Annotated in this window: 13 protein-coding genes; 11 read left to right on the top strand and 2 right to left on the bottom strand. The window is 39.5% G+C overall.

All coding sequences use genetic code 11. The features are described from left to right. The first annotated feature begins 102 nt into the window (after positions 1–102). The gene (locus ABP870_RS02440) at positions 103–948 is read left to right on the top strand and encodes a DegV family protein (RefSeq protein ID WP_350013907.1); all 846 of its coding nucleotides are present in this window, start codon (positions 103–105) and stop codon (positions 946–948) included. 50 nt (positions 949–998) lie between these two features. On the opposite strand, the gene ABP870_RS02435 is transcribed toward ABP870_RS02440, so the two are convergent. Further along, positions 999–1,733: a hypothetical protein gene (locus ABP870_RS02435; RefSeq protein ID WP_350013906.1), complete on the bottom strand. Its 735-nt coding sequence runs from the start codon at positions 1,731–1,733 to the stop codon at positions 999–1,001. Between the two features lie 168 nt (positions 1,734–1,901). Here ABP870_RS02435 and ABP870_RS02430 point away from each other — a divergent pair, with 168 nt between their 5' ends. From ABP870_RS02430 to ABP870_RS02395, 8 genes are all read left to right on the top strand, one after another. Further along, positions 1,902–3,533 carry a Na/Pi cotransporter family protein gene (locus ABP870_RS02430; protein ID WP_350013905.1) on the top strand — a complete coding sequence of 544 codons (1,632 nt, stop codon included), beginning with the start codon at positions 1,902–1,904 and terminating at the stop codon, positions 3,531–3,533. 477 nt (positions 3,534–4,010) lie between these two features. Then, a complete protein-coding gene (gene nagA / locus ABP870_RS02425) occupies positions 4,011–5,159 on the top strand; it encodes an N-acetylglucosamine-6-phosphate deacetylase (RefSeq protein ID WP_350014008.1) in 1,149 nt (382 codons plus the stop codon). A gap of 830 nt (positions 5,160–5,989) precedes the next feature. Then, positions 5,990–6,145 (top strand): hypothetical protein, encoded by a 156-nt coding sequence (locus ABP870_RS02420; protein WP_350013904.1) that lies wholly within the window; start codon positions 5,990–5,992, stop codon positions 6,143–6,145. A gap of 361 nt (positions 6,146–6,506) precedes the next feature. Further along, positions 6,507–7,424, top strand: coding sequence for a glycine--tRNA ligase subunit alpha (gene glyQ / locus ABP870_RS02415; RefSeq protein ID WP_350014007.1), 918 nt, complete (start codon positions 6,507–6,509; stop codon positions 7,422–7,424). Positions 7,425–7,676: 252 nt separating this feature from the next. Continuing rightward, positions 7,677–9,713 (top strand): glycine--tRNA ligase subunit beta, encoded by a 2,037-nt coding sequence (gene glyS, locus ABP870_RS02410; RefSeq protein WP_350013903.1) that lies wholly within the window; start codon positions 7,677–7,679, stop codon positions 9,711–9,713. A gap of 171 nt (positions 9,714–9,884) precedes the next feature. After that, complete coding sequence (locus ABP870_RS02405; protein WP_350013902.1) at positions 9,885–10,142, top strand: DUF896 family protein; 258 nt, start codon at positions 9,885–9,887, stop codon at positions 10,140–10,142. A gap of 592 nt (positions 10,143–10,734) precedes the next feature. After that, positions 10,735–12,267 (top strand): glycerol kinase GlpK, encoded by a 1,533-nt coding sequence (gene glpK, locus ABP870_RS02400; RefSeq protein ID WP_350013901.1) that lies wholly within the window; start codon positions 10,735–10,737, stop codon positions 12,265–12,267. Between the two features lie 34 nt (positions 12,268–12,301). Beyond that, positions 12,302–12,574, top strand: a complete 273-nt coding sequence (locus ABP870_RS02395) for a hypothetical protein (RefSeq protein WP_405054520.1) — start codon at positions 12,302–12,304, stop codon at positions 12,572–12,574. A 224-nt stretch (positions 12,575–12,798) separates the two neighbouring features. On the opposite strand, the gene ABP870_RS02390 is transcribed toward ABP870_RS02395, so the two are convergent. Then, positions 12,799–12,984: a hypothetical protein gene (locus ABP870_RS02390; RefSeq protein ID WP_350013900.1), complete on the bottom strand. Its 186-nt coding sequence runs from the start codon at positions 12,982–12,984 to the stop codon at positions 12,799–12,801. Positions 12,985–13,160: 176 nt separating this feature from the next. Between ABP870_RS02390 and ABP870_RS02385 the strand changes: the two genes are divergently transcribed. Beyond that, positions 13,161–13,589 (top strand): hypothetical protein, encoded by a 429-nt coding sequence (locus ABP870_RS02385; RefSeq protein WP_350013899.1) that lies wholly within the window; start codon positions 13,161–13,163, stop codon positions 13,587–13,589. Between the two features lie 389 nt (positions 13,590–13,978). Next, entirely contained in the window at positions 13,979–14,188 is a 210-nt protein-coding gene (locus ABP870_RS02380) for an HAD family hydrolase (RefSeq protein ID WP_350014005.1), read from the top strand. Positions 14,189–14,272 lie beyond the last annotated feature (84 nt).

The raw sequence follows: 14,272 nt of genomic DNA, 5'->3' as shown, positions 1-14,272 counted from the left end.
TTGTGACATCCGACTAAAAATTGCGTATTTTTGGGATGTTTAATGATATAATTTTATTATAAAGTAGTTTGTATGTCAAAATAAAGTACAAGGAGATAAGGTATGACTTGGAAAATTGTCGCAGATTCTGGGTGCGATCTGAAAGCGTTACAAGATCTAGCAGAAGATGTTAATTTTGTACGAGTTCCTTTAACATTACAGGTTGGAAACCAATTGTTTATTGATGATGAAGGACTAGATATCGAGCATATGCTTGATATTCTTAAAGAAACAAAGGCAGCAGCTACCTCGGCTTGTCCTAGTCCAGATGCTTATATGAAGGCATTTGAAGGGGCAGATAATATTGTGGTTGTTACCATAACAGGCGGGTTATCTGGTAGTCAAAATAGTGCTCAGATAGCTAAAGAGATGTATCTTGAAGACCATCCTAATACGAATATTCATGTCATTGACAGTTTATCAGCCGGCGGTGAAATGGATCTTTTAGTGCAAAAAATTCAGGAATTGACTGAAGCGGGATTATCATTTGATGATGTTGTTTCGCAAATAACAGATTATCAAGAAAAGACAAAATTGATTTTTGTTCTTGCCAAGGTGGATAATTTAGTTAAAAATGGACGTTTGAATAAGGTACTTGGGAAGGTTATCGGACTGCTAAACATTCGTATGGTTGGTAAAGCCAGCTCAGAAGGAAAGTTGGAGCTCTTGCAAAAGGCCAAGGGGCAAAAAAAAGCGGTATCAGCTTCTTATCAAGAAATGGTCAAAGCTGGTTATCAAGGAGGTCGTGTGTTGATAGCCCATTGTCATAACGATAAGATTTGCCAGCAGCTGAATGACTTTATTAAGAAAGATTATCCTGCCGCTGACGTTCAGGTCGTACCCACTTCTGGTTTGTGTAGCTTTTATGCGGAAGATGGTGGCATTCTCATGGGATACGAAATCCAATAAAAAATCGGTAAGCTAAAGTTGTAGCTTACCGATTTTTTAATAGACTCTATCTATGGGGTATCAACATTATCAGCAGGTTCAGCTGATGCAGAATCAGATGAGGCAGGGGCTGCTGGTTCAGGTTGATTTGCCTCAGCTGATGGAGCCGCTGGAGTAGCGGGAACGGCTGGGGCTGGCGTCACTGGTGTATAGATGTTAGGTCGGCTTTGGGGAGCTTCAACTGCTCCGGACTGATTAGCACTATCGTTGTCTTCAGTTTCTGTTTCCGGGTCTATTTCTTCAGTAGAAAGGGACGGATCACCTGGTAATTCAGCATTTAAACGTTGGCGAATGTCATCGAGTTGCTTTTGCAAGGCTGTCTTTTTATCGCTATCTTTTAATTTGTCGATTTCTGTTTGCGCAAGATCAATATCAGTTGCCGAAAGCGTTTCTCTAGCTTGTTTAACCGCTTTTTCGGTAGCTTTTTCTTGTTTTAAGACAGCTTCAACCGCATCGATACGTTTTTGAAGTTTATCTTTCAAGTCACCTTTCGGCAGCTTAGCCAGAGCTTCTTTAGCTTTTTTTAAATGGTCATCATTAGGCTTATCCTCTAATGCTTTAACCGCTTTTTCGGCCGCTTCTTGATTTTTAATAGTTTCAGATGAACTCGACTGGCTTGTTCTTGTTACTTGGCTAGGGCTTTGTTCTTGAGTAGACTTATTAGCTAGCATATAAATTCCCCCAATAACGATGAGGAGCAATACAGACAAGAGCATAAAGAGCGTTTCACTTTTTGATTTTAACATTTGATTTCCTTCATATCGTCTTATTCTTTAACTATTATAAAGGACAATTGTTAAAATGCCAACCTAAACCCATAATTTCTTTTAAAAAATCCTTGTGCCCTTTATCATATTCTATTAAAATAGAAGTGTTGTCTAGTAGACAAAATAAAAAAGTTTGGGGATAAGCATATGTCTATCAACTGGCAAGAAATTGCCTTTACCTTCCTAGGCGGTCTAGGTCTCTTCCTTTTTAGTATTAAATATATGGGAGATGGCTTGCAACAAGCTGCAGGGGATAAATTACGTGACTATATTGACAGATACACTAGCAATCCTTTCTTGGGAGTCTTGATTGGTATTATCATTACTGGATTGATTCAATCGAGTTCAGGTGTGACTGCGATTGCGGTTGGTTTGGTATCAGCAGGTCTTCTTGGGCTGCGACAAGCTATTGGTATTGTTATGGGTGCCAATATTGGAACGACAGTTACTTCTTTTTTGATTGGTTTCAAATTAGGAGACTATGGACTTCCTATTTTGTTTGTCGGTGCGGTATTGCTTCTATTTGTGAAAAATCGAAAACTCAATAATTTAGGAAAAATTCTCTTTGGTCTTGGTGGTCTTTTCTTCGCCTTGAATCTTATGGGGGATGCCATGGCCCCATTGAAAGACATTCAAGCCTTTCGCGATTATATGGTCAGTTTGAGCGATAAGCCACTTCAAGGTGTGTTCATCGGAACTGTTTTGACAGTTCTGATACAGTCATCATCAGCGACAATTGGTATTTTGCAAAGTCTTTATGCGGGTGGTTTGCTTGATTTGAATGGTGCTCTGCCAATCCTTTTTGGTGATAATATTGGAACAACCATCACAGCTGTCTTAGCGGCTTTAGGTGCTAATATTGCTGCCAAGCGTGTGGCTGGTGCTCACGTCCTGTTTAATGTGATTGGAACTGTTATCTGCTTGATTCTCTTAGCGCCATTTACACATTTAGTGGCATGGTTCCAAGGTCAATTGGGCTTGACAAAAGAAATGACGATTGCCTTTGCCCACGGAACTTTTAACATTACCAATACCGTGGTTCAATTTCCATTTATCGGAGCCTTGGCTTACATTGTAACGAAAATCATTCCAGGTGAGGATGAAGTGGTCAAATATGAAGCCCTTTATCTTGACCGAGGTCTTATCACGTCAGCGCCGTCTATTGCGCTTGGAAATGCTAAACGTGAATTAGTCCATTTGGCTTCTTATTCTGTTCAAGCGTTGGAAGCTTCCTATGCTTATATTTCCTCATCTGATAGTAAGTATGCCGCTAAAGTTGAAAAATATGAAAACGCTGTTAATACAATTGATGAAGAATTGACCAGCTATCTTATTGCTATTTCAAATGAGGCTCTTAATGAGAGTGAAAATGAAGTGCTTGCCAGTTCGCTGGACTCCTCTCGTGACCTCGAGCGTATCGCTGATCATGCTAATGAGTTAGCGCAATTGACGACAGAAACACTGTCTAAAAATGTCGTTTTCTCAGAAGAAGCTCAGGCTGAGCTAAAGAAAATGTATACGATGGCGCATCGCTTGGTTTTAGACAGCATTCGTGTGGTTGTCGACCATGATAAAGTATTGGCTGGCGAACTTTTAGAACGCCATAAGGATATTGTTAAGTTAGAGCGTAAGTATCGTCGTGTTCATACTAAACGCCTTAACCGCGGCGAATGTTCAGCGCAAGCAGGTATCAGCTATGTGGATATCTTATCTCATTACACACGTATCTCTGATCATGGCATCAACTTAGTTGAAAAAGTGATTGAGGATGTCATTTAAAAGAACGTTTATAGAACCTGAAAACAAAGATCTTAGAATTCCTTTTCTAAGGTCTTTTTGAATACGACGGACATGTCGTACATCTGACGTGACAGTTCTCTGTTGCATCCGTTACCGGTGAACCTAATAGCGACTTCTAATACCCAGTTAATTTCATAAAATAACTTTTTTTGATCTTTTCTTAAGTAGTGCGGACAAAAGAAACCTCCTTCGGGGTTTCATCCCTAATTTTTGAGCTTAGGCTCAAAAATTCCGTTATTAGTGACAGCACCACTGTCACTAATCATACCGCTACGACGAAAATATCTTTTCAAGCTCACTTCGTTCGCTCTAGATTGCGGAATCTTAGTTTGCTATCCTCTTGATGCTGAAGACTTTGAATTTTTTTAAGCTAATAAGTTTTTTTTGGTATATACCAGTTGAAAAATTTTTTCAAGAGCGTATAATAAGAGAAAAAGGATGAAAGCGAGTACAGACATGACACAATATGTAAAAGCAGATCGATTTTATTTTGTAGATGAAACAAAGGAAGGAGGCTATCTCCAACTAATTGATGGTCACTTTGGCAGCTGGCAGAGTCAGGAACCAACTGAAGGTGATATTCTTGATTATTCAGGTTATCAAATTGCTCCTGGTTTAGTAGACACTCACATTCATGGTTTTGCTGGCTGGGACGTCATGGATGGTTCACCTGAAGGCATTCATGCAATGAGCGAAGGGCTTTTGTCAACTGGAGTGACATCATTTTTACCGACGACGCTAACATCCTCATCAGAAGCTTTAGAAAAAGCATCTGCCGCTGTTGCCAGTGTCGCTGATGACGTTAAAGGTGCAAAAATTCAAGGTATTTATTTCGAGGGTCCTTATTTTACAGAAGAGTACAAGGGTGCCCAAAACCCAGACTATATGTTTGATCCTAGTTTAGATGAATTTGCTAAATGGCAAGAAGCAGCAGGTGGACGAATCAAAAAGATTGCCCTAGCTCCAGAACGTCAGGGTGTTGAAGAGTTTGTTTCAACAGTAACCAAACAAGGAGTGACGGTGGCTCTAGGACATTCTAATGCTACCTATGAGGAAGCGAAAGCAGCAGTGGATGCAGGCGCTTCTGTTTGGGTTCATGCTTATAATGGGATGAGAGGCCTCACTCACCGAGAACCAGGTATGGTTGGTGCGGTCTACAATATTTCAAACACTTATGCCGAACTCATTACTGATGGTCACCATGTGTCACCAGTAGCCAGTGAAATTCTCATGCGTGAAAAAGGACATGATCATGTTGCCTTAATTACAGACTGTATGCGTGCAGGGGGTCAACCTGATGGTGATTATATGTTGGGTGAATTTCCAGTTATCGTAGAAAAAGGGACAGCGCGTTTGAAAGGCTCTGGCAGTTTAGCTGGATCTATCCTTAAATTAAAAGACGGGATTAAAAACGTCGTCCAATGGGGGATTGCAACACCTGAAGAAGCCATTAAAATGGCCTCTTATGTAGCAGCTAAATCTGTTGGTATTGCTGATGTATGTGGTCAGTTGACAGAAGGTTACGCCGCTGATTTTATTGTTTTGGACAATGATTTGGAGTTGGTAGCAACTTATCTGGATGGTCAAAAAGTATACCAAGCTTAAAAAATCTATAAAAAAGACTGGGTTGAAGAAAAAAGAGTTGCTTCAACCTTTTAGTCTCCTTGGAGAAAGAAAAAACTCAGAAAGGTAACTAAATCAATGCTTCTAAGGAATTTATCTTGAGTTATCATCAGGAATGATAGGATTAGGTTATCGATGATTTAAAGCACTTGACTAGCTTCTTAACTTTAAAATGCTAGTAAGTCATCTAAAAAATAGACAATCAGATTCTAATTTGATATACTTCTAGGAGAGAAAGAAAGCTTTAGGGCGTTCTAACAGCGAGCTTGGAGTAGTGAGAGCCAAGTGGAACAAAGTAAAGACTTGGCGCTTTCTGTTGTGTTTACCAGAACTGCATATGAAGTAAGTAATAAATTAGGGTGGAACCGCGTTTTAACGCCCCTATGTCGATTGGCATGGGAGTGGAGAAACGTGGTTTTTTAGGTTATTACAGGCGTTAAAATGAATTATTTTTATCTTGTTCGAGATAAAAATAATTAGTTTCCTATCAGCGATTTTTAAAAACTTTTGGAAGAGCGTTAGAGGACTAGACCGCATTTTTGATAAGAACCTACTGCATTGAAGCATTACCTAAAGCTATTATTTGAGCAGATAAAGTATCTGCAACAGAAATGTTAAAACAAATTCCCACTCCAGCATATACCAATGAGACTCGAATCGTAATGACATCTGATCTGTCAGTTTGGCGTGATATTTATTTGAAGCAACACGATAGTTATGAGGAGAGTTCCATTAAAGAGTGACTAACTAATCATTACCAACATATTGGGGTAAATTACCTACTCCAGCTAGTTGGTCATGAGTTAGCTTATTTGTCAGAATTATTCGAAGATGATTTTGACGATTATGATAGTTTTATTTGGTTTGAAGAGGGGATGGTAGCGTACATTAGTCGCAAATACTTTCTCACTTCTGAGGAATGTGAAGCTGAAAAGCAGGTGAATCGCTATTTGGTTGACCTATTTTAAGGTCAATGCAGTTGACACTCATTAAATGATTTTGGTCAAGCAACTTACGGTGGCAATTATGCTAGTGTTTTTTATGAATATTGGAGAAACTTCCTTACTATTGACGAATCAGTCATGACGATGGGAACGGTTGATGCTGTTTTTAAGGGCTATCGAGAATGGCTAAGCACAAATCATTCTCAACCTTTACTGGATTGACTTATTCAAAAAGAAATACTGGCGAAAGAACCTTAACCTTTAGTCACTTATGATGTATGAAAATGATTATTAGGAACATCCTATCGGTTTTCATAGAAAGCAAAACGCTTTTTTCAACTCACGCTTTCCATAAAAAGATTATAAAAAGAAAGAGGAAATGAAATTGAATAAAAAATTGACATTTCAAGAAATTATTTTAACCTTACAACAATACTGGAATGACCAAGGGTGCATGCTGATGCAGGCTTATGACAATGAAAAAGGGGCAGGGACAATGAGTCCTTATACTTTCCTTCGCGCTATTGGGCCTGAGCCTTGGAATGCTGCTTACGTAGAACCATCACGTCGTCCAGCTGATGGTCGTTACGGTGAAAATCCTAACCGCCTTTACCAACACCACCAATTCCAAGTGGTTATGAAGCCATCACCATCAAATATCCAAGAACTGTATCTTGAGTCTCTGGAAAAATTAGGCATCAATCCTTTGGAGCATGATATCCGTTTCGTTGAAGACAACTGGGAAAATCCATCAACTGGTTCAGCTGGTCTTGGTTGGGAAGTATGGCTTGATGGTATGGAAATCACACAGTTTACCTATTTCCAACAAGTGGGAGGTCTGGCAACGTCACCAGTAACTGCTGAGGTTACTTATGGATTGGAACGATTGGCTTCCTACATTCAAGAAGTCGATTCTGTTTATGATATTGAGTGGGCTCCAGGTGTAAAATATGGTGAAATCTTCTTGCAACCCGAGTATGAACATTCAAAATACTCTTTTGAGCTTTCAAACCAAGAGATGCTACTTGAAAATTTTGAGAAATTTGAGACAGAAGCTGCCCGTGCTTTAGAAGAAGGTCTAGTCCATCCAGCTTATGATTATGTCCTCAAATGTTCCCACACTTTCAATCTATTGGATGCGCGTGGCGCCGTTTCTGTTACCGAGCGTGCTGGCTATATTGCCCGTATCCGGAAGCTTGCTCGTCTTGTGGCGAAAACCTTTGTCGCAGAACGTAAAAAGCTTGGCTTTCCATTGCTGGATGAAGCAACAAGAGCAGCGCTTCTCGCTGAAGATACAGAATAGCAAAATAGTCTATTAAACAGTTTCAGATGTGGGTTTAGGTATAAAAGCGATCAAAAAAGTGCAATCGTAGTAAGTATAGAGTGACTTGGGGTCGCTTCAGAAGCACAGTTGTTATGTCAAGAATAGCATTGATTTTGAAAATGATAGGCGTAAACGAAAGGATCCTGCTTTTTCGTTGAGCCAGGAAATCAATGATTTGCTGGTGTGCTAAGCTTTGTAAGACAACTGGCAAAAAGAAAAAAGGAAAGAAAAATGACAAAAAATCTTTTAATGGAACTTGGTTTGGAGGAACTTCCAGCCTACGTTGTCACACCAAGTGAACAACAACTCGGAGAGCGTCTTGCCGCTTTCCTTAAAGACAATCGTCTCTCATTTGAAGACATCAAAACGTTTTCAACGCCTCGCCGTTTAGCAGCGCGTGTGACAGGTCTTGCTGATCAGCAAACTGATTTGACTGAGGATTTTAAAGGTCCTGCTAAGAAAATTGCCCTTGATGATGAGGGAAATTATACTAAAGCAGCTCAAGGTTTCGTTCGTGGCAAAGGATTAAGCACTGATGATATCGAGTTTCGTGAGGTTAAGGGTGTTGAATACCTCTATGTCACGAAAAACGAAGCAGGTAAACCAGCAGAAGAGGTTTTAGCTGACCTTCCAAAAGTTCTTCATCAGATGACTTTCCCTGTTAATATGCATTGGGCTAACAATAGTTTTGAATATATCCGTCCGGTTCATACCTTGACTGTTCTTTTGGACGATAAAGCTTTAGATATGGACTTCTTGGATATCCATTCTGATCGAGTGAGCCGTGGGCACCGTTTTCTTGGTCAAGAAACGGAGATTGCTTCAGCAACATCTTATGAAGATGACTTGCGTACACAATTTGTTATCGCTGATGCCAAAGAGCGTGAGCATATGATTGTTGACCAAATCAGAGCTATTGAAGCTGCGGAGGATGTTCAAGTAGAAATCGATGAAGACCTTCTTAATGAAGTGCTTAATTTGGTTGAATATCCAACAGCTTTCATGGGGGCTTTCGACGCTAAATACCTTGATGTGCCTGAAGAAGTATTGGTAACCTCAATGAAAAATCACCAACGCTATTTTGTGGTGCGTGATCAAAATGGTCAGTTGAAACCTAATTTTATCTCAGTTCGTAATGGGAATGATCAACATATTGAAAATGTGGTTAAAGGCAATGAAAAAGTACTTGTCGCGCGTTTGGAAGATGGAGAGTTCTTCTGGCGTGAAGACCAGAAACTAAAAATTGAAGACTTGGTAGCTAAGTTAGCTGATGTTACCTTCCATGAAAAAATTGGTTCTTTGGCTGAACATATGGAGCGCAGTGGTGTTATCGCCAACTATTTAACCGAAAAAGCTGGTCTTTCAGCTGAGGAAAGTAAAGCAGTCGCTCGTGCCGCTGAGATTTATAAATTTGATCTTTTGACTGGTATGGTTGGCGAATTTGATGAACTTCAAGGGCTTATGGGTGAAAAATACGCTCTTCTAGCTGGTGAGGAAGCTGCTGTGGCGACAGCGATTCGTGAACACTATCTACCAAACTCAGCTGATGGAGAATTGCCAGAAACGAAAATTGGGGCAGTCCTTGCGCTTTCTGATAAGTTGGATACCCTTTTGTCATTCTTCTCTGTTGGCCTTATTCCTTCAGGCTCTAATGACCCATATGCCCTTCGACGTGCCACAGCTGGTATTGTGCGTATCCTGAATGCCTTTGGTTGGGAAATGCCCTTAGATGAATTGATCAATGACCTCTATGCCTTGTCATTTGACAGTTTGAACTATCAAAATAAGGCTGATGTTATGACCTTTATCCGTGCACGTGTGGATAAAATGATGGATAAGGCTATTCCAAAAGACATTCGTATAGCTGTTCTTGATAGCACTAACCACGTAGTGACAGAACAGCTGGCTGCTAGCTCTGCTATTTTCCAAAAATCAAAAGAAGCTGGCTACAAAGAAGCCGTGGAAAGTTTGTCACGTGTTTTCAACTTAGCTGCAAAAGCTGAGAATAACGCCATTACGGTTAGTCTTTTTGAAAATGAGCAAGAAAAAGCCCTTAATAAAGCTGTTGAAGATTTAGAGATTAGCCATGATATGCTTGCCAATGTTGAAGCGCTCTTTGCTTTAGCACCTGCTATTACAGACTTTTTTGACAATACCATGGTTATGGCTGAGGATGAATCGCTCAAAGCTAACCGTCTGGCTCTCTTGAAAAATTTAGCGAACAAGGCTAGTTATGTCGCTATTTTCAATCAGTTGAATAGTAAATAAGACGAGGAATACGGATAAGGGCCATGTTTCTCTGAAATAAATAAAGAAAGGAAAGCCACAGAGGTAACACCCTCACTACGTCTCCGTAAGAAAAGAAAACCACTGGTTGGATGTGGATATATCCGCTTTAATAGTTATCTTTCTTGGGACGCATAGGCTTAATATCTTAAGATGGACCAAGCTAAAATTAATCGCATTAATGAATTAGCAAAGAAGAAAAAAACGGTTGGCCTCACTGATGAGGAAAAAGTTGAGCAGGACAAACTTCGACGCGAATATATTGACGGTTATCGCCGATCACTTCGTCATCATATCGAAGGCATCAAATTAGTTGATGAAGATGGTAATGATGTAACGCCAGAAAAACTCCGTCAAGTTCAACGTGAAAAAGGCTTGCATGGTCGCAGTTTGGATGATCCTGAATCTTGATAGCTTAAAGGCAACTTCAAATCCTTAAAATCTTGTCGATGACTGTTATCGTCAAATGAATTAGCTTTCAGACAAAAAAACAGAAAAGACGCAGACAGTACTCGCCTACGGCAAGTCGAGAGTGATGATGTATCAAAGTTAATCCAAAAGGCTATAAAATAAACAAAAAACCTAAAATCAAAATCTTTAGATTAATGATTTTAGGTTTTTTAACATTAAGTAGTATAGATATACTCATCTAAAATCAAAAAATAACACGATGCATTAAATAGCCAAATAAGATTCCGCAATTTAGAGCGAACGAAGTGAGCTTGAAAGGGTATTTTCGCCGTAGTGATATTATTAGTGATAGTGTTGCTGTCACTAATAACGAAATTTTTGAGACCTAGGCTCAAAAATTAGGAATGCAACTCCGAAAGGGGATTGCTTTTGTCCGCACTACCTAAGAAAAGATCCAAAAAAGTTATTTTTTGAAACTAACTAAGTATTAGTAACAGACGATACGGCAGCAAAATAAATGCAGAATTGCTAGAGTTTTGATATAGTAAAAGAGTTGGAAAACGCTTACTTGTTATAATAGAGGAGGACGAGAATGTCTCAAAAAAAATATATTATGGCTATTGATCAGGGAACGACAAGTTCAAGGGCTATTATCTTTGATAAAAAAGGACAGAGTGTCAGCACAAGCCAGAAGGAATTTCCACAGATTTTTCCGAAAGCTGGTTGGGTTGAACACGATGCTAATCAAATTTGGAATTCGGTACAATCAGTGATAGCTAGTTCTTTCATTGAATCGGGGATTAAACCCGATCAAATAGAGGCAATTGGGATTACGAACCAGCGCGAAACAACAGTTGTGTGGGATAAGCATACTGGTCTTCCGATTTATAATGCTATTGTGTGGCAATCACGTCAAACAGCTGCTCTGGCAGAGCAGCTGAAAAACGACGGTTACACGGATATGTTTCATGAAAAAACAGGTTTGGTGATTGACGCTTATTTCTCTGCAACAAAGGTGCGTTGGATTCTGGACAAAGTACCCGGGGCACAAGAACGAGCTGAAAAAGGAGAATTATTATTTGGTACAATTGACACTTGGCTAGTCTGGAAATTGACAGACGGTCAGGCTCATATTACAGATTATTCCAACGCTGCTCGTACCATGCTTTATAACATAAAAGAGTTAACCTGGGATGATGAGATTCTAGACCTTCTTAATATTCCTAAGGTTATGCTACCAGAAGTAAAATCCAATTCGGAAATTTATGGTGTGACAGCACCCTTTCATTTCTATGGCGGCAGTGTTCCAATTTCAGGGATGGCTGGGGACCAACAAGCTGCTTTATTTGGACAGTTAGCCTTTGAAAAAGGGAAGATTAAAAATACTTACGGAACTGGCTCTTTCATTATTATGAATACCGGTGAAGAGATGCAACTATCCCAGAATAACTTGTTGACGACGATTGGGTATGGCATCAATGGCAATATTTACTATGCCTTAGAGGGTTCTATTTTTATTGCTGGTTCTGCTGTTCAATGGCTTCGCGATGGACTTCGTATGATTGAACAGTCAGCAGATTCTGAAATGCTGGCTTTACAGTCGACGGCAGAAGATGACATTTACGTGGTTCCTGCTTTCACGGGGCTAGGAGCACCTTATTGGGATTCTGATGCTAGGGGGTCAGTTTTTGGCTTGACGCGCGGTAGCAGCAAGGAAGATTTTGTAAAAGCAACGCTACAATCCATTGCTTATCAGGTACGCGATGTGATTGATACCATGCGACTAGACTCAGGAATTGCTATTCCTGAATTGCGTGTGGATGGTGGAGCTGCGATGAATAATTACCTCATGCAATTCCAAGCAGACATTCTTGGGATAGACATCACCCGAGCTAAGAATTTAGAAACAACGGCTCTTGGTGCAGCCTTCTTAGCAGGATTGGCAGTAGGCTATTGGAAAGACATTGAAGAGATTAAGAAACTTAACGAAGCGGGTCAACGGTTCCAAGCGCACATGCCTTCTTCACGCAGAGAGAAACTTTACAAAGGATGGAAGCGTGCTGTTAGAGCGACACAAGTCTATGCAGCTGAAGATAAAGAGGAGGTAAGAGGAAAAGAGTTGTAAGGTGACTGGATCGGTAATCTGTTTCATGATTATAGTGTCTAATGCTTTAAAGAAAAGATTATTGAAGTTAAGAGATAAGTCTGATCTAGATAGTCATCTTGCTTTTGCGTTTGTTCAATTCCATGACGGGAAATTTCAAATAAAGAAGCAAGAATATACACCTAAATTTATAGAAAAGCATTTACTTGCTGAATTTGACTCGGAAAAAGAAGCTCGTGAGTATACGGAAAAAATGGATGGGGTTGAAATTATTTTTTGGGATATTTTTCCTAGCGAGGTTGAGGAATGGGAGAATAGTCACCGGTGACTAAAACATAACGCCATTTTATTGCTATCCTTTACGGGATGAGATATAATATATCTAAGGTAGAGAGGTCGAGCACCCACTGGAGCGCGGTTTCTCTACCAACTAAGCATAGACCTTTTAACGCCCATGAAGCAGTTTTGTTGCGGAGGCGGTGGGAGCGTCTATGCTTTTTATGATACAAAAAAAGACGGTCAGCCTTAGCTTTCCGTCTGGTTTTGAACTTCTTACTTTGGCCACAAATGCCGTTTTTTGAGTTCCTCGCTTAATTTTTTTGCAAATTCATAATCTACAAAAGCATCGCTCATAGGTTGTTTTAGCAATTCTTCGTCAGACATTGCAGCAAAGTCAGGAAGTGGATAAGATTTATTCCATTCCTCTTGTTTTTTATTCAAAAAATCAGCAAATGACATTCTCTACTCCTTTGAATATGGAAAAATTCCCTTATTGAGTTCATCTTTTTGTTTCTTAATTTAATACGCTAAGGGTGGTAAAATATAAGAAAGTATCTGATAAAAAGACCAGCACTCGCCAGCCTCGTGTTAATAAGTATTAGCAATCTTATTATACCATACACGGAGGGGCAGAAGTGGACGCTAAACAACTAATCAATCAATTAAAGTCTATTCCTAAATTGATTCAAACATTGGAAGAAGACAGAGAAGCGACTTTAAGCATTGTCTATGGTTCTCAAAGTTATTCTGATACAAGAGTGCAGATAAGCAAAACAAATGCAGTAGAGAGCAAAACAGTAGCTTATTTAGACCAATCTAATTATCTGATGAAACAGATTGAACAGTTACACAATGAGCGAAAACAATTGCTGAACATTCTTCAACAGATTAAAGACTTGGAATTGGTGATGGTGTTGTTTGCAATAGTGAACACTGAAACCTTGACTGAAGCACAAGAACATCTTGATATAAGTCGCTCAAAGTTCTTTCGGCTGAAGAAAGAGGCAATGGCTGAATTAGATAAAGTGTTGGTGAATCAGAGCCGAGATAACGGGCGATACTAAAGCAGGGGGGCATGTATCATTCGGATATACCCCCATCTTTTTTTATCGTGGGTAGGAATGTTCGGGTTTTGAGAACGCCGCCCCTTTCCGTGCAAAAAATTCCCTTTTTGAAATTTTTGGAAACTAGTAGAACGCTGATTTTATGCGGTTTTGACGGGTAAAAAGGTGAAAAACCTAGCCTTTCGCTTGGCTTTTCTTACTCACGCGCAAGACGGTAACATGATATAATAAAAAAAGCGTAGCTGGTGACTACGCAGTTCTTGCTTGCTGAACTCGTCTAAAATTTGCTTACTAATTTGCTAACTTTTACTAACTAATTAAAGAGTTTTTAAATCTATCAAAAAAGTATAAAGCCTATAAAATCAAGGTTTACAGCATGTTAAAGGTGAATAAATGAACCCTATGCTTATTCTCCGAAAGAATGCCTTTATATTGGTGATTCCTTTGATAATGATGTTGTTGGTGCAAAGTCAGCAGGTTGGCATGTCATCTGGTTTAATCGTCGAAATAAACCCCTGGCTTCTTCTCAGTATTTCCCAGATTATCAGGTGACTACACTAGATGATTTGTGCAAATTGCTGCTAGATTTTATCAATTAGATAGAAAAAAACGATGTTTTTATGGTATAATAAAAACGATTACAGACTTATTTTTGTGAAATGGCTGAAACCATTTCTTGTCAT

It is taken from the genome of Streptococcus jiangjianxini (assembly GCF_040225085.1).
Taxonomy (GTDB): domain Bacteria; phylum Bacillota; class Bacilli; order Lactobacillales; family Streptococcaceae; genus Streptococcus; species Streptococcus jiangjianxini.
Note: the sequence above shows the minus strand (reverse complement) of the source record. Positions and strands in the feature narration are given on the sequence as shown.